This is a genomic window from Pseudomonas sp. Xaverov 83 (assembly GCF_019352905.1).
GTDB classification, from domain to species: Bacteria; Pseudomonadota; Gammaproteobacteria; order Pseudomonadales; family Pseudomonadaceae; genus Aquipseudomonas; species Aquipseudomonas yamanorum.
Map to the genome: position 1 here is coordinate 12769 of NZ_JAAAFU010000097.1, position 19733 is coordinate 32501.

21 protein-coding genes are annotated in these 19733 nt (G+C 61.2%); 13 read left to right on the plus strand and 8 right to left on the minus strand.

Annotation, left to right across the window (positions count from 1 at the left end; translation table 11 throughout):
- Positions 1-46: 46 nt before the first annotated feature.
- Positions 47-940, plus strand: a complete 894-nt coding sequence (locus K0H47_RS30170) for a LysR family transcriptional regulator (protein WP_063029615.1) — start codon at positions 47-49, stop codon at positions 938-940.
- On the opposite strand, the gene K0H47_RS30175 is transcribed toward K0H47_RS30170, so the two are convergent.
- The 3 genes from K0H47_RS30175 to K0H47_RS30185 form a co-directional block, all read right to left on the minus strand.
- The gene (locus K0H47_RS30175) at positions 941-1516 is read right to left on the minus strand and encodes a DUF1349 domain-containing protein (protein ID WP_093209449.1); all 576 of its coding nucleotides are present in this window, start codon (positions 1514-1516) and stop codon (positions 941-943) included.
- A gap of 72 nt (positions 1517-1588) precedes the next feature.
- Positions 1589-3091 carry an APC family permease gene (locus K0H47_RS30180; RefSeq protein WP_063029619.1) on the minus strand — a complete coding sequence of 501 codons (1503 nt, stop codon included), beginning with the start codon at positions 3089-3091 and terminating at the stop codon, positions 1589-1591.
- Positions 3088-4350 carry an aspartate aminotransferase family protein gene (locus K0H47_RS30185; protein ID WP_177071525.1) on the minus strand — a complete coding sequence of 421 codons (1263 nt, stop codon included), beginning with the start codon at positions 4348-4350 and terminating at the stop codon, positions 3088-3090. The genes K0H47_RS30180 and K0H47_RS30185 overlap by 4 nt, the downstream gene beginning before the upstream one ends.
- A 224-nt stretch (positions 4351-4574) precedes the next feature.
- Here K0H47_RS30185 and K0H47_RS30190 point away from each other — a divergent pair, with 224 nt between their 5' ends.
- Together K0H47_RS30190 and K0H47_RS30195 are read left to right on the plus strand one after the other, a co-directional pair.
- Complete coding sequence (locus K0H47_RS30190; protein ID WP_219274139.1) at positions 4575-5768, plus strand: DUF2252 family protein; 1194 nt, start codon at positions 4575-4577, stop codon at positions 5766-5768.
- A 125-nt stretch (positions 5769-5893) separates the two neighbouring features.
- Positions 5894-6484, plus strand: coding sequence for an acyl-homoserine-lactone synthase (locus tag K0H47_RS30195; protein WP_063029626.1), 591 nt, complete (start codon positions 5894-5896; stop codon positions 6482-6484).
- A gap of 48 nt (positions 6485-6532) precedes the next feature.
- Here K0H47_RS30195 and K0H47_RS30200 read toward each other — a convergent pair whose 3' ends face one another.
- The gene (locus K0H47_RS30200) at positions 6533-7258 is read right to left on the minus strand and encodes an autoinducer binding domain-containing protein (protein WP_063029628.1); all 726 of its coding nucleotides are present in this window, start codon (positions 7256-7258) and stop codon (positions 6533-6535) included.
- A 432-nt stretch (positions 7259-7690) separates the two neighbouring features.
- Between K0H47_RS30200 and K0H47_RS30205 the strand changes: the two genes are divergently transcribed.
- Genes K0H47_RS30205 through phzG form a run of 7 tightly spaced genes read left to right on the plus strand, consistent with a single transcriptional unit; the run spans position 7691 to position 13977 of the window.
- Entirely contained in the window at positions 7691-8182 is a 492-nt protein-coding gene (locus K0H47_RS30205; protein WP_063029630.1) for a PhzA/PhzB family protein, read from the plus strand.
- Positions 8183-8206: 24 nt separating this feature from the next.
- Positions 8207-8698, plus strand: coding sequence for a PhzA/PhzB family protein (locus tag K0H47_RS30210; protein WP_063029632.1), 492 nt, complete (start codon positions 8207-8209; stop codon positions 8696-8698).
- A 23-nt stretch (positions 8699-8721) separates the two neighbouring features.
- Positions 8722-9924 (plus strand): 3-deoxy-7-phosphoheptulonate synthase, encoded by a 1203-nt coding sequence (locus K0H47_RS30215; RefSeq protein ID WP_063029634.1) that lies wholly within the window; start codon positions 8722-8724, stop codon positions 9922-9924.
- 15 nt (positions 9925-9939) lie between these two features.
- On the plus strand, positions 9940-10563 hold the full coding sequence (locus tag K0H47_RS30220; RefSeq protein ID WP_093209460.1) for an isochorismatase family protein: 624 nt from the start codon (positions 9940-9942) through the stop codon (positions 10561-10563).
- A gap of 20 nt (positions 10564-10583) precedes the next feature.
- Positions 10584-12473, plus strand: a complete 1890-nt coding sequence (locus tag K0H47_RS30225; RefSeq protein WP_374106801.1) for an anthranilate synthase family protein — start codon at positions 10584-10586, stop codon at positions 12471-12473.
- Positions 12474-12475: 2 nt separating this feature from the next.
- Positions 12476-13312 carry a PhzF family phenazine biosynthesis protein gene (locus K0H47_RS30230; RefSeq protein ID WP_063029640.1) on the plus strand — a complete coding sequence of 279 codons (837 nt, stop codon included), beginning with the start codon at positions 12476-12478 and terminating at the stop codon, positions 13310-13312.
- Positions 13309-13977: a phenazine biosynthesis FMN-dependent oxidase PhzG gene (gene phzG / locus K0H47_RS30235; RefSeq protein ID WP_063029642.1), complete on the plus strand. Its 669-nt coding sequence runs from the start codon at positions 13309-13311 to the stop codon at positions 13975-13977. The genes K0H47_RS30230 and phzG overlap by 4 nt, the downstream gene beginning before the upstream one ends.
- A gap of 40 nt (positions 13978-14017) precedes the next feature.
- Here phzG and yghX read toward each other — a convergent pair whose 3' ends face one another.
- Together yghX and K0H47_RS30245 are read right to left on the minus strand one after the other, a co-directional pair.
- Positions 14018-14905 carry a YghX family hydrolase gene (gene yghX, locus K0H47_RS30240; RefSeq protein ID WP_201142006.1) on the minus strand — a complete coding sequence of 296 codons (888 nt, stop codon included), beginning with the start codon at positions 14903-14905 and terminating at the stop codon, positions 14018-14020.
- 44 nt (positions 14906-14949) lie between these two features.
- Entirely contained in the window at positions 14950-15444 is a 495-nt protein-coding gene (locus K0H47_RS30245; RefSeq protein WP_063029646.1) for a PaaI family thioesterase, read from the minus strand.
- Positions 15445-15562: 118 nt separating this feature from the next.
- Here K0H47_RS30245 and K0H47_RS30250 point away from each other — a divergent pair, with 118 nt between their 5' ends.
- Positions 15563-16117 carry a YceI family protein gene (locus tag K0H47_RS30250; protein ID WP_219274141.1) on the plus strand — a complete coding sequence of 185 codons (555 nt, stop codon included), beginning with the start codon at positions 15563-15565 and terminating at the stop codon, positions 16115-16117.
- Between the two features lie 3 nt (positions 16118-16120).
- Here K0H47_RS30250 and K0H47_RS30255 read toward each other — a convergent pair whose 3' ends face one another.
- Complete coding sequence (locus K0H47_RS30255) at positions 16121-17011, minus strand: DMT family transporter (protein ID WP_219274142.1); 891 nt, start codon at positions 17009-17011, stop codon at positions 16121-16123.
- 90 nt (positions 17012-17101) lie between these two features.
- Between K0H47_RS30255 and K0H47_RS30260 the strand changes: the two genes are divergently transcribed.
- Positions 17102-18430 (plus strand): PLP-dependent aminotransferase family protein, encoded by a 1329-nt coding sequence (locus K0H47_RS30260; protein ID WP_219274143.1) that lies wholly within the window; start codon positions 17102-17104, stop codon positions 18428-18430.
- Positions 18431-18568: 138 nt separating this feature from the next.
- Here K0H47_RS30260 and K0H47_RS30265 read toward each other — a convergent pair whose 3' ends face one another.
- Positions 18569-19000, minus strand: coding sequence for a nuclear transport factor 2 family protein (locus tag K0H47_RS30265; RefSeq protein WP_063029654.1), 432 nt, complete (start codon positions 18998-19000; stop codon positions 18569-18571).
- 256 nt (positions 19001-19256) lie between these two features.
- Between K0H47_RS30265 and K0H47_RS30270 the strand changes: the two genes are divergently transcribed.
- Positions 19257-19727 (plus strand): RidA family protein, encoded by a 471-nt coding sequence (locus K0H47_RS30270; RefSeq protein WP_093209483.1) that lies wholly within the window; start codon positions 19257-19259, stop codon positions 19725-19727.
- Positions 19728-19733: the final 6 nt, after the last annotated feature.

Sequence of the window (19733 nt, forward strand, 5' to 3'; positions counted from 1 at the left end):
AGGTTATTCTCCCACTCGGTCTGCCCACTGATCATAAGAGGCTGCAATGCAAACTTCCGGCGTGGACATCCGTCAACTCAAGGCCTTCGTGGTGGTGGCCGAGGAACTCAGCTTCGTGCGTGCCGCGACCCGCCTGCATGTCTCGCAACCGGCGCTGTCCCAGACTATCCGCCAGTTTGAGGCGCTGCTGGACGTACAACTGTTCCAACGCAACACCCGCAACGTGGCATTGACCGAGGCGGGCCTGGCCTTGCTGGTAGAAGCGCGGGATATCGTCAATGGCGTAAGCCGCCTGGTACGCACCGCCCAGGAACATGCGCGCGGGGTGCGCGGTTCCTTGAATATTGGTTTCCTGATCGGCGCCGGTGTGGACCTGATGCCACAGATCCTCAGTGTGTTCGCCAAGCGCTACCCGGAGATCGAATTGGTGGTGCGCGAGTATGACTTCGGTTCGCCCCATGCCGGGATCGACGAGGGCATGGATGTCTCGGTGCTGCGCCCGCCACTGGGCCTGGCCGACATCGAGTTGCACACCCTGGTGACCGAACCCTGCGTGGCGTGCCTGGCGTCCAGTCATCGGCTGGCCGGGGAGAGCAGCGTAAGCATCTACGACGTGTTGGAAGAGCCGATTATTGCCGCGCCGGGGGTGGGTGTGTGGCGCAGTTTCTGGACCGCCGACGCGTACCGCAATGGCCAGCCGGCGCGGATCGTCCATGAAGCTTCGACGGTGGAGACCGAGTTGCAGGCGGTGGCGTCGGAGCGAGGGATCAGTATCACCGCGCTGTCCACTGCACGTTTTTATGCGAGGCCCGGCCTGGCGTTCCCGGTGATCAGCGATATGCCGATGTGTGAAGTGGCAGTGGCGTTGCCGCCGCAACCGAGTGTGGCGGCGCGCAACTTTGCCGAGTTGGCGATGGAAGTGGCGAGCAGCCGGCGTTAGTCAGGACAGGTCATGCAGGGATTTGCCGTTGGGTGCACCCACCTGCAGTTCGGAAAACTCCACCTCCAGCCCGCCACGTTCCGGCGTGCAGCAATAGGGCCCCACCTGATACGACGCAGCCACGGGGAACGGCGCCAGGCGCACTAACGGCCAGCTCACGCCATCCACCGACACCTGCACACGCAACACGCCCTTGGCCACCGTGACGCGAATCCAGAACGCTTCGGGATTCCCTGGGAACACCCCGGTGGCCCAGTCCGACACGCCATCAGTCAATACGCTGCTCAACAGCGTCACACCGTCGGACAGTTCCGCACCGATCTTCACCCAATGCGCTTCATCCACCCGCACCATCAACCCGGCCTGGTCATACAGGTGGGTAAACTCACTGTGGATTTTGACTTGGGCGGTAAAGTCGCCGTCGGTTTCAACAAACAGGAAATGCCCGTTGTCGCGTACAAAACCATAGTGGGTTTCACGCCAGAAATCGGTACTGGCATCGGTGCGGACCTTGAGTCGCTCGCCTTCTCGGCGCCAATGCTGGGGTTGATTGAGCCAGCTGGCCTGTTCAAACATCGGGAAGCTCCTTGGAGGTGACAAGACAAAACCCCGGTGTTCGGGGTTTTGTCTTTTGGCTGCAATCAGCGGCTAGTGGTCGAGCAATTTGCCGCTCGGCCCGGCGGTGCCATTGTTAAGGCGCGTGCGCAGTGAAAACAACCACCACAACACGCCCACGCCGAGTGTAACCCCGGTAGTGATAGCGCCAGTGTGGCTTTCTTCCGGCACGCTCAGGGTCAGGATCACCGCGATGGCCCACAGGCCGCCGAGGATAATCATCGGCAGCAACCAGCGGCCCAGGCTGAACACGCCCGCAGGCGCCCCCGGCATCCGGCCGTTTTTATAGGCCAGGTACGCGGCAATCAGCGTCAGCAGGTAAGTGCAGTAGTAGGTCAGGCCGACCATCGAGTAGATCGCCGTGACAAACCCGCCACTCGCCAGGTTCAGCAGCACGGCGATGGCGGTGATCAGCACGATGGCGGCGACCGGCGTGCCGAAGTGCGGGTTGATCTTCGCCAGCACCTTGGAGCCCGGCAGCATGTTGTCCCGGGACAGGGCGAAGGTCATGCGCGTGGCCACCGCCATGTTGGCGATCAGGCAGGCGAGGATCGAGGCGAAAGCGATCACGATCATGCCCACGCCGGCGGCATTGCCCAGTTGCAGGCGCACGATATTGATCACCGGGTTTTCGCTGTGGCTGAGCAGTTCGCTGACCGAGCCCGGGATCGCGATGCTCAGCAAGGCGAACACCACGAAGCCCAATACGCTGGACACCAGCACCGCACGAATCATCGCCCGGGGCGCGGCGCGGCGTGGGTCCTTGGTTTCCTCGGACAGGTCGGCGGCGCCTTCCCAACCCAGCAGCACCGAGACCGGCAGCAAGGTGGCGAGGGCGATGGTGGTGAAGCTGAGCGTGCCGCCGCTCACTGGTTGCGCGGAGGTCAGGATCGCCACGCCCTGGGTGTGCTCAAAGAAGAAAAACACCCCGAAGAACAACGCAATCGCCAGCAGTACCGTGCCGATGATTTCGATGATCGCGCCGATGTCGTTGATCCGGGTTGCCAGGCGAATCCCGCAGATATTCAGCAAGCCCACCACCAGCGTGGCGCCGATGCTCAGGCCCTGGATCTGACCCTGTGTCGGGTTGGCCCAGATCTCCGGTGCGAACACCGTACCGATGGCCGCCGAGGTGGCGGCTGTACCGGCGACAAACGAGGTGAACGCCACCCAGCCGGTAAACCAGCCGAAGTGATTGCCCGCCAACCGGCTGGACCATTGGTAGGCGTAGCCGGTGAGCGGAATGCGCCCGGCCAGGTGGCAGTAGACCATGACGATGCAGCACACCAGCGGGATCACCAACAGCCACAGGAGGATGCCGATGCCCCCGACGCGGTTGAACGGGTCGGCGAACAGCGTGACCACGCCGGTGTTGATTGAGACCATGGAAAAGGCCAGGGCAAACGAGGTGAACGAGCTCATGGTGCGGTGCATTTTTTGCTCGTAGCCGAGGCTGGCGAGGTCGGCGTCGTCGCTGGACAGCGGGGCCTGGGCATTCGGCGGGGCGGTCACGGTGTTTTCAACGAATGTGCTCATGGCCGTTGCTCCTCGATGATGCCGATCACCTCGTCCAGCACGTCGAGGGCCTTGGCCAGCAACGGGCGTTCGATATCCAGCGCAGGCTTGACCTTGATCAGGTTGCCCAAACCGGCATAACGGCTTTCGCCAAACAATACGCCGCGCTCCACCCCAAGGCGATACACCTCCTGGGATTCCCGGCAGGCCGGTTCCTTAGTGGTGCGGTCCTTGACCAGTTCGATGGACGCCATCAGTCCGGGGCAGCGCACGTCGCCGATCAGCGGGTGGCGGGTTTGCATTTCCTTGAGGCGGGCGGTGATGTAGTCGCCGGAGTCCCGGGCTTTTTCGCAGAGGTTGTCGGCGACGATGGCTTCCACTGCGGCGTAGCCGGCAGCCAGCGAGACCGGGAAGTGGCCGAAGGTCAGGGCTTCTTCACCTTCGTCGAACCATTTGAGCTTGTCGTCGGCCAGGATCCCGGCCAAGGGGAAGCCGCCGCCGACGCCTTTGCCGAACACGATGATGTCCGGCAGCACGTCGTAATAGTCCGCAGCGAACATAGTGCCCATGCGCCCGAAACCGGTTTGCACTTCATCAAAAATCAGCAACACGCCGAGGCGGTCGCAGATCTCGCGTACGCCCTTGTAGTAGGAACGGGGAAATTCGATGTGCCCGCCGTTGCCCTGGATCGGTTCCATCATCACCGCCGCCACGCCACCGTCGACGCCTTTGAGGATGGTTTCTTCCAGCAGGCCGAGGCACAGCTGCGACTCGGTTTCCGGATCCATGCCCAGGCGCGTGCGGTACGGGTTGGGATGCGGCACGCGAGTGAAGCGCGGTTGAATTGCCAGGAACGGGTTGTTCGGATGCGGCCAACTGGCACCGAGGGTGGCCAGGGAGCGGCCATGGTAGCCGTCTTGCAGCACCAGCAGGTTTTGCGCGCCGGGGCGGTTCTTGAAGGCCAGTTTCATCGCCATTTCACCGGCGAGGCTGCCATGCAGGGCGAAGCCCATTTGGTTGAGGGAACCCGGGGAGACTTCCCGCAGCTTCTTCACCAGCCGGGTGTGGGCCGGTGAACCAAAATTGGGGCGGATGTGGGTCATTTCGCGCAATTGTGCGACGGCGGCTTCCACCACCCGAGGGTCATTGGCCCCCAGGTTGTTTGACCAGGCCTGGGCGGTACAGTCGATGTATTCCTTGCCCTGATCGTCCCATACCAGCGAACCTCTGGCCTTGACCAGGTTGATCTTGGCGGGTGCGGTGTTCATCACTTCATTCATCTGCTTTATCTCTTTTGTTAGGGCGGCAGTGTTTGGGGATGTGTGCAGTTAGGGTTGTGACTCGCTGCATCGAGTTGACCCGATGCTAGCTCTGGGGACGGGAGGAATAGAAAGACCGATTGCAGTGGGATTGATTGGTGTGGCTTATTAATAAAATCCGCTGAAACAAAATGAAACATTTGTCGCGGGCCAGCCTCTACCGTATCTCCACGACGAGTACCTCTATGAAAATTCCGCGTCCCTCTTCGCGAATGCCCCACCTCACGCAACTGCGCAACCTGAAGATGGCGCGCTCCGCCCACGCTTATGTGCGGGGCAGTACGGTTCAGTTTTATGAGTGGCTGCACAGCCAGCGCGGGCGGCGCTTGCCCCACGGGCCGGCGATCTGGATCTGCGGCGACTGCCACGCCGGCAACCTCGGGCCCACGGGCGATACCAAGGGCCGGATCGACATGCATATCCGCGACCTTGACCAGGCAGTGATCGGCAACCCGGCCCATGACCTGGTGCGCCTGGCGCTGTCCCTGGCCACCGCTGCCCGGGGTTCGGACCTGCCGGGGGTGACCACCGCCCGCATGCTTGAGGAGATGATGGTGGGCTACGCGCAGGCGTTTAAGGACAAGCCCGACGAGGCACCGCCGCGTCCGTCCCAGGTCAAGGCCGGGATGCGCAGTGCGGTGGAGCGCACCTGGAAGAACCTGGCCCGCGAACGTATCGAAAACACCCGGCCGACGATTCCGTTGGGCAAGCATTTCTGGTCGTTGTCCCGGGCGGAAAAGTCAGCGCTTGAGACGTTGTGCGCTTCGGATGAAATCCACCGGTTGGTGACTTCGCTCAAAGGCCGATCCAACGATGACGAGGTTGAGCTGCTGGACTCGGCGTACTGGGTCAAGGGTTGCAGCTCCCTTGGGTTGTTGCGGTATGCGGTGTTGTTGGGGGTAGGGGACCAGGACGATCAGGAATACTGCCTGCTCGATATCAAGGAAGCGGTAGGGGCTGCAGCGCCGCGGGCGGCACGGGCGAAGATGCCCCGGGATAATGGCCGGCGAGTGGTGGAGGGCGCCAGGCACCTGTCACCGTCGTTGGGGGAACGGATGCTGGCGACGCGGTTTCTGGATCACGGTTTTTTTATCCGCGAGTTGTTGCCCCAGGACATGAAGCTGGAACTGGATGAGTTGAGCGAGATTGATGCAATGCACGCGGCCGGGTACCTGGCGCGGGTGGTCGGCGTGGCGCATGCACGGCAGATGGACCGGGATACGCGCAAGGACTGGATGGCGGTGTTGCAGGAGAACCGGTCGAAGCAGCTGGATGCGCCGTCGTGGTTATGGACCAGTGTGGTGCAGTTGGTGGGGAACCATGAGGAAGGGTATCTCAACCACTGCCGGCAGTACGCGCTGGAACAGGCCAGACGCTGATCAGCGGGCGGGCGTTGAGCGGCGAAGGTCATGCCAACTCACCCTACAAGATCTTGTAGGTGCCAAGGCTGACCAAGTCCTCTATAAAAAGCCGCACTTCCCCCAGCCCCAAGGAACTCCCAGCCATGCACATGGAAGAGCACACGCTGAGCGAAATGAGCGACGAACTTAAACTCATGCTAGGCCGCTTTCGGCACGAACAATTCGTCGAGAAACTCGGATGGCGACTGCCTGTCCATCCGCACCAGGCCGGTTGTGAATGGGATCAATACGATACCGAGCACGCCCGCTACGTGCTGGCGTTCAACGAGCACTGCGCAATCATCGGCTGCGCCCGCCTGATACCCACCACACTCCCCAACCTGCTGGAGGGCGTTTTCAGCCATACCTGCGCAGGGACACCGCCCAAGCATCCGGCCATCTGGGAAATGACACGCTTCACCACCCGCGAACCGCAATTGGCCATGCCGTTGTTCTGGAAAAGCCTCAAGATCGCCAGCCTGGCGGGCGCCGATGCCATCGTCGGAATCGTCAACAGCACGATGGAGCGCTATTACAAAATCAACGGGGTCAACTACGAACGACTGGGGCCGGTCACCATGCACGAAGACGAAAAAATCCTCGCCATCAAACTCTCGGCTCACCGTGAACACCACCGCGGTGCTTGCCCACCGTCAGCCTTCATGTCCGGCGCATTATTGAAACAGACCGCTTGAAACACGCCGAGTCGTCCGTTTGATCGACTCGGCGATTATCGACGAACCTCAGATATAGCCCAGCGCAACGGCGTAAGACACGGCTTGCACGCGGTTGCTGGCGCCGATTTTGCGCTGGATGTTGCGGTGATGGTAATTCACGGTGTCGGTGCACACGCCCATGATCACGCCAATTTCCTCCGAGGTCTTGCCGTCTGCGGTCCAGCGCAGCACATCACACTCCCGCCCACTGAATTCCACATCCGTGTTGAACACACGAACGTCACTCTCCAGCTCGGAGATTTTCTCGTGGGCTGCGGCGGCAAACGCTTTGGTCACTGGCTTCAATGCTTCGAACTCTTGAAGGCTGATGACGTTGTCCTTGCGTGCCAGGCTCAACACCCCGACGCGCCCCTGGGTGCTGAATGAAGGTTGTGCCAGGCCGTGGCAGAGATTCGAGTCGTTGGCTTCAGACCACAGGTGCGGGCAACTCCGGAATAGCTCATTGCTCCACAAAATGGGGGCCGACGAGACTTTGCTGTGTTTCACCGTGGGGTCGATCGTCGCGTAGTTGGCTGCCTGATATCGCCGTATCCAGTCCTCGGGATAATTGCTGTACATATAGGTCTTGGGGCGCATGAACGGCGTCGCGCTGCACATGCCATAGGCAAAAAAATCAAACCGTAGTTCACGTAAAGCCTGCAACGCGACAGCAGTAAATTCCTGCATATTCATGGTTTGCGCAAAGATACTGTAAAAATACGCATCCCATCCCAACAGCTGTCCTAATTCCATTTTGAACACCTTAAAAGTTGGAAACGAGTCGTGAGACTAGACCAACCTGAACTCATGTCAACACACAAAACTGCGCGGTCATAGACGCCTTCGCACTAGCACTAGATTTCTTATGTCTAACTCAACTAACTAGCCATAGGCCATTGATAGCCTGACGATGCCGGTTGGCCATTGCCGACGCTCGGTCGACGAATGCGCCTTGCGATTCATAATAATGCAACAGTCCATCAGACGAATCTTAGTCCGTTTACTTTTACCCGATCCCTACAAGATCTGGTAGTTCCAACCTCAAGAAAAGCAGGTGTATAAACAACACCCCGCAGCACAACCACGAAGGCGCAAAAGTTAAAATCTGTAAATGCCGTCGTACGCAATTAACTAAATATTTACTTGATTTCCAAAAAATCAATTCAACTAAGGAGAACGCTGCCCATGCCTACTTCGCTTTCCGCTAGTGGCTTTAATGATCAGCTTGAACTTCGCCGAAAAAATCGGGCCACCGTCGAGCAGTACATGCGAACCCATGGCAAAGATCGCCTGCGGCGTCATGAGTTGTTCACTCCCAATGGCAGTGGCGGCTCCTGGAACACAGAAACCGGCGAACCCCTTGTATTCAAGGGCCATGCCAAACTCGCCGCCCTTGGGGTATGGCTGGAAAAGTGCTTTCCAGACTGGCAGTTTCATAACGTCCGGGTGTTTGAAACCGACAACCCCAACCACTTCTGGGTGGAAAGCGACGGCCGTGGCAAAACCCGGGTGCCCGGTTATCCGGAAGGTTATTGCGAAAACCATTACATCCATTCCTTCGAACTGGACAACGGCAAGATCACGCAGAACCGTGAGTTCATGAACCCCTTCGAGCAACTTCGCGGCCTGGGCATTCCCGTGCCAAAAATCAAACGTGAAGGTATTCCCGCCTCATAAGCCCCTGAACATTGGAGAGTGAACATGCCTACTAATGCCGTGCGACAACTAACCGCAAGTGACACCACTGAACTTCGCCGCAAGAACCGCGCCACGGTCGAGCAATACATGCGTACCAAAGGTCAGGACCGCCTGCGCCGCCATGAGTTGTTTACCGAAGACGGCTCGGGTGGTTTATGGACCACGGATACCGGCGCGCCCATTGTCATCAGTGGCAAAGCCAAGTTGGCCGAACATGCTGTTTGGTCACTCAAGTGCTTCCCGGATTGGGAGTGGTACAACGTCAAAGTATTTGAAACCGATGACCCCAACCATATTTGGGTCGAGTGCGATGGTCACGGCAAGATCCTCTTTCCGGGTTACCCGGAAGGGTATTACGAGAACCACTTCCTGCATTCTTTCGAGCTGGAAGACGGCAAGGTAAAACGCAATCGCGAGTTCATGAACGTCTTTCAACAACTGCGCGCCCTGGGCATTCCAGTACCGCAGATCAAGCGTGAAGGCATTCCTACGTAATCCTTTGGGAGAGTGATCGCATCATGGAAGACTTACTGAAACGGGTTCTAAGTTGTGAAGCGTTCCAGCAGCCTCAATGGAGCGAACCCTCACAATTGCATGACGCGCAGGCCTACCTCAGGGACAGCGCGTCACTGATTCGCGTCGAAGACATCCTGGTCTTGCGTGCCACCTTGGCCAGGGTCGCGGCCGGCGAAGCGATGATCATCCAGTCCGGTGACTGCGCTGAGGACATGGATGAAAGCGCTGCCGGCCATGTAGCCCGCAAAGCTGCGGTGCTGGACATCCTCGCCGGAGCGTTCCGGCTGGTGACCCAGCAACCGGTGGTGCGGGTAGGGCGGATTGCCGGGCAGTTTGCCAAGCCGCGTTCCAACAACAGCGAACGCATCGGCGATGTCGAGTTGCCGGTGTATCGCGGTGACATGGTCAACGGCCGCGAGGCGGTCTGCGGCCATCGCCAGCATGATGCGCAACGCCTGGTTCGCGGCTATCGCGCCGCGCAGGACATCATGCAACACCTGGGCTGGAAAGAACCGGCCGGCAAGGAACAGCTCAGCGGCTCTCCCGCCTGGACCAGCCATGAGATGCTGGTGCTCGACTACGAATTGCCGCAAGTGCGCCAGGACGAACAGGGCCGGGTATTTCTCGGTTCAACCCACTGGCCGTGGATCGGCGAGCGTACCCGTCAGTTGACCGGCGCTCACGTGGCCCTGCTCAGCGAAGTGCTCAACCCGGTGGCCTGCAAGGTCGGCCCGGACATCACCCACGACCAGATACTGAGCCTGTGCGAACGCCTGGACCCCAGGCGCGAACCCGGTCGGCTGACCCTGATTGCCCGCATGGGCGCCCACAAGGTCGCCGATCGCCTGCCGCCGCTGGTTGAAGCGGTGCGCCTGGCTGGCCACAAGATCATCTGGCTCAGCGACCCGATGCACGGCAACACCATCGTCGCGCCCTGCGGCAACAAGACCCGCATGGTGCAGACCATCACCGAGGAAATCACCGCCTTCAAGCATGCCGTGACCTCGGCCGGTGGCGTGGCTGCCGGCCTGCACCTGGAAACCACCCCCGATGACGTCAGCGAGTGCGCCTCCGATGCCGCCGGCCTGAGTCAGGTTGCCAGCCACTACAAAAGCCTGTGCGACCCACGCCTGAACCCCTGGCAAGCCATTACTGCGGTGATGGCCTGGAAAAACCTGCCTTCCTCCACCCATGCTTCCCTTTGACTGGAGTTTGTCGCCATGACCGGCATTCCATCGATTGTCCCTTACGCCCTGCCTACTTCCCGCGACCTGCCCGTCAACCTCGCGCAATGGCGCATCGACCCCGAGCGCGCCGTGCTGTTGGTGCATGACATGCAGCGCTACTTCCTGCGGCCTTTGCCGGATGCCTTGCGTGAAGCCGTCGTGGGTAATTCCGCGCGCATTCGTCAGTGGGCTGTCGACCACGGCGTGCCGGTGGCCTACACCGCCCAGCCCGGCAGCATGAGCGAGGAGCAGCGCGGGTTGCTCAAAGACTTCTGGGGCCCCGGCATGAAGGCCAGCCCCACCGACCGCGAGGTGGTCGACGCCCTGACGCCCAAGCCCGGTGACTGGTTGCTGACCAAGTGGCGCTACAGTGCGTTTTTCCACTCCGACCTGCTGGAACGCATGCGCGCCACCGAGCGCGACCAGTTGATCCTGTGTGGGGTGTATGCCCATGTCGGTGTACTGATTTCCACGGTGGATGCCTACTCCAACGACATCCAGCCCTTCCTCGTTGCCGACGCAATCGCCGACTTCAGCAAGGAGCACCACTGGATGGCCATCGAATACGCCGCCAGCCGCTGTGCCATGGTCATCACCACCGACGAGGTGGTGCTATGAGCCAAGCCGCCGCCCGCCTCATGGAGCGCATCCTGCAACCGGCGCCCGAGCCGTTTGCCCTGTTGTATCGTCCGGAATCCAGCGGCCCCGGGCTGCTGGATGTGCTGATTGGCGAGATGTCGGAGCCACAGGTCCTGGCCGATATCGACTTGCCTGTGCCCTCGATCGGCGCTCCTCGCCTGGATGTACTGACGCTGATTCCCTACCGCCAGATTGCCGAACGCGGCTTCGAGGCGGTGGACGATCAGTCACCGCTGCTGGCGATGAACATTACCGAGCAGCAATCCATCGGCATCGAACAGTTGCTGGAGTTGCTGCCCAACGTGCCGATCCAGTTGAACAGCGAACGCTTCGACCTCAGCGACGCAAGCTATGCCGAGATCGTCAGCCAGGTGATCGCCAATGAAATCGGCTCAGGGGAGGGCGCCAACTTCGTGATCAAACGCACCTTTCTGGCGGAGATCAGCGAGTACGGCCCGGCCAGTGCGCTGTCGTTCTTTCGTCATCTGCTGGTGCGGGAGAAAGGGGTCTATTGGACGTTTATCATCCACACCGGCAGCCGCACCTTTGTGGGGGCATCTCCCGAGCGCCACATCAGTGTCAAGGATGGGCTGGCGGTGATGAACCCCATCAGTGGCACTTACCGCTACCCGCCTGCCGGCCCGAGCCTGACGGAAGTCATGGACTTCCTGGCCGACCGCAAGGAGGCCGATGAGCTGTACATGGTGGTCGACGAAGAGCTGAAAATGATGGCGCGCATTTGTGAGGATGGCGGCCACGTCCTCGGTCCTTACCTCAAGGAAATGACGCACCTGGCCCACACCGAGTACTTCATCGAAGGCAAGACCCGTCGCGATGTGCGCGAAATCCTGCGGGAAACCCTGTTCGCCCCGACCGTCACCGGCAGCCCGCTGGAAAGCGCCTGCCGGGTGATCCAGCGTTATGAGCCGCAAGGCCGGGCGTACTACAGCGGCATGGCCGCGTTGATCGGCAGCGATGGCAAAGGCGGGCGCTCCCTGGACTCGGCGATCCTGATTCGCACCGCCGACATCGACAACCGCGGCCAGGTGCGGATCAGTGTGGGCTCGACCATCGTGCGTCACTCCGAGCCGATGACCGAAGCTGCTGAAAGCCGGGCCAAGGCCGCCGGCCTGATTGCCGCCCTGAAAAACCAGGCACCCTCGCGCTTTGGCAACCACCTGCAGGTGCGCGCCGCATTGGCCAGCCGCAATGCCTACGTCTCGGACTTCTGGTTGATGGACAGCCAGCAGCGGCAACAGACCCAGGCTGACTTCAATGGGCGCCGGGTGCTGATTGTCGACGCCGAAGACACCTTCACCTCGATGATCGCCAAGCAGTTGCGGGCCCTGGGCCTGGTGGTGACGGTGTGCAGCTTCAGTGACGAGTACAGTTTCGACGGCTACGACCTGGTGATCATGGGCCCTGGCCCTGGCAACCCGAGCGATGTCCAACTGCCGAAAATCGACCATTTGCACGTGGCCATCCGCTCCTTGCTCAGCCAGCAGCGGCCGTTCCTTGCGGTGTGCCTGAGTCATCAGGTGTTGAGCCTGTGCCTGGGCCTGGAGCTGCAACGCAAGGCCATACCCAACCAGGGCGTGCAAAAGCAAATCGACCTGTTCGGCAACGCCGAGCGGGTGGGTTTCTACAACACCTTCGCAGCCCAGAGTTCAAGTGACCGCCTGGACATCAACGGCATCGGTACTGTCGAGATCAGTCGCGACAGCGAGACCGGCGAGGTGCATGCCCTGCGTGGGCCGTCGTTTGCCTCCATGCAGTTTCATGCCGAGTCGCTGCTGACCCAGGAAGGCCCCCGCATCATCGCCGACCTGCTGCGGCACGCGCTCATCCATACACCTGTCGACAGCAGCGTTTCGGCCGCCGGGAGATAACCATGCACAAGTACGTCATCATCGACGCCTTTGCCAGCGTCCCGCTGGAAGGCAATCCGGTCGCGGTGTTTTTTGACGCCGATGATCTGCCGGCCGCGCAAATGCAACGTATCGCCCGAGAGATGAACCTGTCGGAAACCACCTTCGTGCTCAAGCCACGTAACGGTGGTGATGCGCTGATCCGGATTTTCACCCCGGTCAACGAACTGCCCTTTGCCGGCCATCCGTTACTGGGTACGGCCATTGCCCTGGGCGCGCACACCGATAATCACCGGCTGTACCTGGAAACCCAGATGGGCACCATCGCTTTTGAACTGGAGCGTCAGAACGGCAGCGTGATCGCCGCCAGCATGGACCAGCCCATACCGACCTGGACGGCCCTGGGCCGCGACGCCGAATTGCTCAAGGCCTTGGGCATCAGTGAATCGACCTTTCCCATCGAGATCTATCACAACGGCCCGCGCCATGTGTTTGTTGGTCTGCCGAGTATCGAGGCCTTGTCGGCCCTGCACCCAGACCATCGTGCGCTGTCCAGCTTCCACGACATGGCCATCAACTGTTTTGCCGGCGCGGGACGGCGCTGGCGCAGCCGGATGTTCTCACCGGCTTATGGTGTGGTCGAGGATGCGGCCACCGGCTCCGCTGCCGGGCCACTGGCGATTCACCTGGCGCGCCATGGCCAGGTCGAGTTCGGCCAGCAGGTGGAGATTTTGCAGGGCGTGGAAATCGGCCGCCCTTCACTGATGTTTGCCAGGGCGGAGGGCCGCGCCGATCAACTGACACGCGTCGAAGTATCGGGGAATGGCGTCACGTTCGGACGGGGGACCATCGTTTTATGAACAGTTCAGTACAAGGCAAACCGCTGTTGGGTAAAGGCATGTCGGAATCCCTCACCGGCACGCTGGATGCCCCGTTCCCCGAGTACCAGACCCTGCCCGCCGACCCCATGGGCGTGCTGCGCAACTGGCTGGAGCGTGCACGACGGGTGGGCATCCGCGAACCCAAGGCGCTGGCGCTGGCCACCGCCGACAGCCAGGGCCGGCCCTCGACACGGATCGTGGTCATCAGTGAGATCAGTGACACGGGGTTGCTGTTCAGCACCCATGCCGGCAGCCAGAAAGGCCGTGAACTGACCCACAACCCCTGGGCTTCGGGTGTGCTGTATTGGCGCGAAACCAGTCAGCAGATCATCCTCAATGGCCAGGCCGTGCGCTTGCCGGATGCCAAGGCGGATGAGGCGTGGCTCAAGCGCCCGTATGCCACGCATCCGATGTCGTCGGTGTCGCGCCAGAGTGAAGAGCTGGAAGATGTGCAGGCCATGCGCGATGCCGCCAGGGAGCTGGCTGATGTTCAAGGCCCGCTGCCGCGTCCCGAGGGGTATTGTGTATTTGAGTTGCGACTGGAATCCCTGGAGTTTTGGGGGAATGGGCAGGAACGGCTGCATGAGCGGTTGCGGTATGACCGCAGTGATACGGGCTGGAGAGTGCGACGTTTGCAGCCCTGAGTAGCAGGGGCTGGCGTGCCAGCCCCCCGACAGGGTGTGTTCAGACCAGATACTTTTTAAACCAACCCAAGGTCCGCTCCCACGCCAGATTCGCCGCCGCCTCGTCATACCTTGGCGTCGAATCATTGTGAAAACCGTGATTGGCGCCCTTGTAGATAAACGCCTCGTACGTCGTGCCGGCTGCCTTCAACGCCTTCTCATACGCCGGCCAGCCCTCATTGATCCGCGTATCCAGCTCACCGTAATGCAACATGATCGGTGCCTTGATCCGTGGCACGTCCTTGGCCTCAGGCTGACGCCCGTAAAACGACACCGCCGCACTCAACTCCGGATAAGCCACCGCCGCCGCATTCGTCACGCCGCCGCCATAACAGAACCCGGTGATCCCCACCTTGCCAGTGCTTGCATCGTGGTGCATCAACCATTCGATGGCCGCGAAAAAGTCGTTCATCAGCTTCTCGGGATCGACTTTCTGCTGCAGCTCCACACCTTTCTCATCGTTGCCGGGATAACCGCCAACGGAGGTCAAGCCATCCGGTGCCAGGGCAATGAATCCGGCCTTGGCCAACCGACGGGCGACGTCTTCGATATACGGGTTCAGCCCACGGTTCTCATGCACCACCACCACCGCCGGCACCTTGCCGCTGGCCTTGGCCGGGCGCACCAGGTAGCCGCGCACCGTGCCGTTGCCCTTGGGTGACGGGTAGGTGATGTAGTCGGCGACGATATCCGGGTCGGTGAATTTCACCTGCTCGGCCAGCGCGTAGTTGGGGCTCAGGGCGGCGAGCAGCGCCGAGGCCGTCAGCCCGCCAAAGGTGAACAGCGCCGCGCGGTCGAGAAATTCCCGGCGGTTGATCTTGCCGTGGGCGTAGCCGTCGTAAAGCTCCAGCAGTTCAGGGGCGAAATCTTTGGCGGTCAGACGAGTCATCGGTAGCGTCCTCGATTAGCAGTGGGACTGAATGTAGACCAGTATCAGGCTTCCCGGCCATGGGCGGCGGCTGCCAATTGCCCGGTGTCGACCCGCACGAAGACCGAATCGCCAATGGCCGTCAGCACGCCATCGGCGTACACCTCGCACACCACGCGGCTCTTGCGGCCCACGTCACCTTCGACTTTCGCGCGCAAGGTCAGCGGTACGCCCATCGGTGTCGGCTTGATGAATTTGATCCCCAGGTTGCCGGTCACGCAGTCGATACGCGGCAGGCTGCCGGGTTCGCGTTGCTCGGCCCGGTAGTGGTAGGCCATGGCGGTCCAGTTCGAGTGACAGTCCACCAGCATCGCGATCAAGCCGCCGTAGACCAGGTCTGGCCAGCCGCAGTATTGGGCGTCGGGCTGGTGCTCGGCGATCACGTGGATACCGTCGGCGTCCCAGCGGCTCTTGATGTGAAGGCCGTGGGGGTTGCGGCTGCCGCAGCCATAACAGACGCCTTCGGGGGCCGTGGTGTCTTGCAGGGAAAGCGCGGGCATCGTGGCTCCTTGTTGTTTGAGTTCCGTCGGGGTACGAGCCTAATGCCAGGCACGTGAATAAATCCAGCACCTACGCTGTTAGCAGTGCACAGCGTGTTCATTCCCGGTTGAGAATCCCATGAAACCTCGATTGCTAGCGGCCTTCCTTACCCTCGGCACCTTGTCCAGCGCGTATGCGGTGGAATACATCGACGTGAATCCGGCGGCCAGCACCCTCAGCTTCACCTATGACCAGATGGGCCAGCAGGTGTACGGCACGTTTGGCAGCTATTCGGCGACCCTGAATTTCGACACGCAAAACCCGACCGCCGCCAGCACCGTGCTGACCATCCAGCTGCCGAGCATCAATGCCGGCAGCGACGACGCCAACACCGAACTGCCCAAGCCCGGCTGGTTCGACATGACGACTTACCCGGTGGGCATCTTTACCTCGACCCACATCACTGACCTGGGTGGCAACCGCTACCTGTTCAGCGGCAACCTGACCCTCAAGGGCCAGACCCGGCCGGTGGAGGTCAAGGTGGCGCTCAAGGAGCAGAGCGGCATTGGTGTGTTCGATGGCGAGTTGGTGCTTAAGCGCGACGACTTCAAGATCGGCGCAGGGGAGTGGGCGGACAGCGTGGTGTCCAATGCGATTGTCATCAAGTTCAAGATGGTTGCGCCTGAGCGCTGATGGCTAGCGGGCAAACTTCTTGGCCCCGGCCACACACGCAATCACTGCGACAGTCACCACCAGCATGCCCAGGCTCACCTGTTCATGCAGCAGCGTGGCTGCCAGTGCCAGGCCGAAAAACGGTTGCAGCAACTGCAATTGCCCGACGGCGGCGATGCCGCCCTGAGCCAGCCCGCGGTACCAGAACACAAACCCGATCAGCATGCTGAACAGCGACACATAGGCCAGGCTCAGCCAGGCCGGCAGGCTGATGTTAACGAAAGAGCTTGGCGCGAGGATCGCCGTCAGAGGGGCCACAATCGGCAGCGAGATCACCAGCGCCCAGCAGATCACCTGCCAGCCACCCAGGGTGCGCGAAAGTTTGGCCCCTTCGGCATAACCCAGGCCGCACGCCAGTATCGCCAGCAGCATCAGCAAATCTCCGGCAGGCGCGGCGCTCAGGCCCTGGGCGATGGCGTAGCCCACCACCAGCAGGCTGCCCAGAATCGAAAACAGCCAGAACACCGGCTTGGGCCGCTCGCCGCCACGCAATACGCCGAACACGGCGGTGGCCAGCGGCAGCAAGCCGACAAACACGATGGAGTGGGCGCTGGTGACGTACTGCAACGCCAGGGCGGTGAGTAGCGGGAAGCCGATCACCACGCCCAGTGCGACAATCGCCAAGGGCAACAACTGGCTACGGGCCGGGCGCTTTTCCTTGAACAACCATAGCAGGCACAGGCCAAGCAGGGCGGCGATGGTGGCGCGGGCGACGGTCAGGAACACCGGATCAAATTCCAGCACCGCCAGGCGTGTGGCGGGCAGCGATCCGCTGAAGATCACCACGCCGATCAAGCCATTGATCCAGCCGCTGGGGTTGTGTTCCTGGGTGTTGAGGTGCGTGGTGCGTTCCATGGGGGTTGGCTCGATAAGGATAAGTTGCGTCTCCCGCATCCTATGATTCACCATTGAGACAATCAAAAAATTGTCATGGATACATCCTCTATGCCTCGCGCCCGCTACAAGACATTGGTGGATACCTTCGCCCGGGATATCCGCTCCGGCACGATGGCGGCGGGCACCCGTTTGCCGACCCACCGCCAGTTGGCCGCCAGCCACGGCCTGGCGCTGGTCACGGCCAGCCGGGTGTACACCGAACTTGAGGCCATGGGCCTGGTCAGCGGCGAGACCGGGCGCGGGACCTTTGTGCGGGAAATCGCGTTGTCGCCGGGGCAGGGCATAGGGCAGATCGCCGTGGCGGCGGGCATGATCGACCTCAACTTCAACTATCCGTCGTTGCCGGGCCAGACCGACCTGCTGCGCACGGCGTTGCGTCAGTTGGCGTTGTCCGGCGACCTGTCGGCCCTGCTGCGCTACCAGCCCCACGCCGGTCGGTTGCACGAGCGGGCGGCGGTGGCGCGCCACCTGGCGAGTCGTGGGTTGACGGTGCAGGCCGAGCAGGTATTGATCGTCAGCGGTGCCCAGCACGGGCTGGCGGTGACCATGATGTCGCTGCTCAAACCCGGCGATGTGGTGGCGGTGGATGCGTTGACCTATTCGGGGTTCAAGGTGCTGGCCGAGACGTTGCACCTGGAAATCGTCGCAATTCCGGTGACCGCGACGGGCCCCGATTTGGCCTTTCTTGAACAACTCTGCGCACGGCGCCCGGTACGCGCCGTGTACAGCATGCCGACCCTGCATAATCCGTTGGGCTGGGTGATGAGCAGGGAGCAGCGCGAGCACCTGGTGGCGATTGCCCGCCAGCATGATTTGATCCTGATCGAGGACGCGGCCTACGCGTTTTTAGCCGAGGACCCGCCGCCGCCTGTGGCCGAACTGGCACCGGAACGCACGGTGTATGTGTCGGGGCTGTCCAAGAGCGTTGCCACCGGCCTGCGGGTGGGTTTCGTCGCCGCTCCGCAGCCGTGGATGGCGGCGCTGGAGCGTACGGTCATGGCCACCACCTGGAACACTCCGGGGGTGATGACTGCGGTGGCTGCCGCGTGGATCGACGACGGCACGGTGCTGCAGCTGGAAGCGCAAAAGCGTGAAGACGCCCAGGCGCGCCAGGCGGTGGCCGATGAGGTGTTGGCGGGATTGAATGTTATCCGCCATCCGTCTTCGTATTTTCTGTGGCTGCCCTTGCCGGAAGATGCCCGCGCCGATCAGATCACCATGGCGTTGGCACGGGAAAATATCTCGGTGTCCACGGCCGAGCCGTTTGCCGTCTCGGCCCACGTGCCCCATGCCTTGCGAGTGGCGCTGGGGTCGGTGGACCGGGAGGTGTTGCGCGAGGCGCTGCTGAAAGTGCGCTGGGCGGTGGAGGCGTACTAGGGGGCCGGATCGTTCCCACGCTCTGCGTGGGAATGCCGCCTTGGACGCTCCGCGTCCCGCTGTAGATTTGCGCGATAGTGACGCAGAGCGTCACCGGATGCATTCCCACGCAGAGCGTGGGAACGATCCAGGCGGGACTCAGAATTTGTACGCCTGGCGCCCAATCAGCAGCCACTTGCCTTTCTGCTTCTGCCAGACCTGGAAATTTTCAATTTCGGTAGGCACCTCGACGCCACTGTTTACCGCCTGGGCGGAAAAGTGGTTGCGCACCAGGGCGGTGTCGCCATTGAGGGTGATGGTCTGTTTCTGCATTTCCAGGGTCTTGAAGCCGCTTCTGCCGGTTTCAATGTCGGCGATAAATTCCTGCTTGTTCTGGACCTTGCCGCTGGAATGGCCGTAGGTGAGGTTGTTGGCAGTGAGAGCCTGCAGTTGCGGAATGTCCTTGTGCAGCATGGCCTGGGTCAGGTGATCGACCGCAACGGCGACATCCTTGTCGGCTGCGGCAGGCGCGGCGGCCGCGTAACCGCTGAACAGGCACAGAAAACCAATCAGAACCTTGACGTTTTGCATGGGTGTTTCCTTGTTGTTGTGGGTACTGGGACGACTCAGGAGTTGCGCTTAAGTCATCGTACAACCATGCCGTATTTCGTGGGATCAAGGAAAGTGAAATTTGTAGCGGGCCAGAATATAAGCGCTGTTTGTCAGTATTGGTCGTCGTATCACTTGCGAGATAACGCTCGGCACTTCCCGTGGAAATGGCACATGGCTATGCTGTGGCCGGCGACTTCATGGTGTGGATTCGCAACAGCCAGTGGGGACAACAAACATGACACCGGATCAAAAGTACGCGGCGGCCATGGTGCGCCTGGGTTATCAACTCAACGAGTTCAAGATCGGCGGCAACTACACGCCGCTGCTCAGGGATGGCAATCACGTTTATATCAGCGGCCAGATCCCGCGGGTGGGTGACACGATCGTGCTGCCCGGCAAGGTCGGCGAAAGCCTAAGCCTGGCCGATGCACAGATTGCCGCCGGCGTCAGCGCATTGCGTTGCCTGGGCTTGCTCAAGCAGGCACTGGGCTCCCTGGATCAGGTCAAGGCGATCCTCAAGATCAATGTGTACGTGCGCAGCGCGGATGACTTTGACCAGCAAAGCGAAGTGGCCAACGGTGCGTCGGACCTGTTGAACGAGATCCTGGGGACTGCCGGTTCTCACACGCGCACCTCGGTGGGCGTGCTGCAACTGCCCAAGGGCGCCGCCGTGGAAATCGACATGATCGCTGTAGCACAGGGCTGACACCGA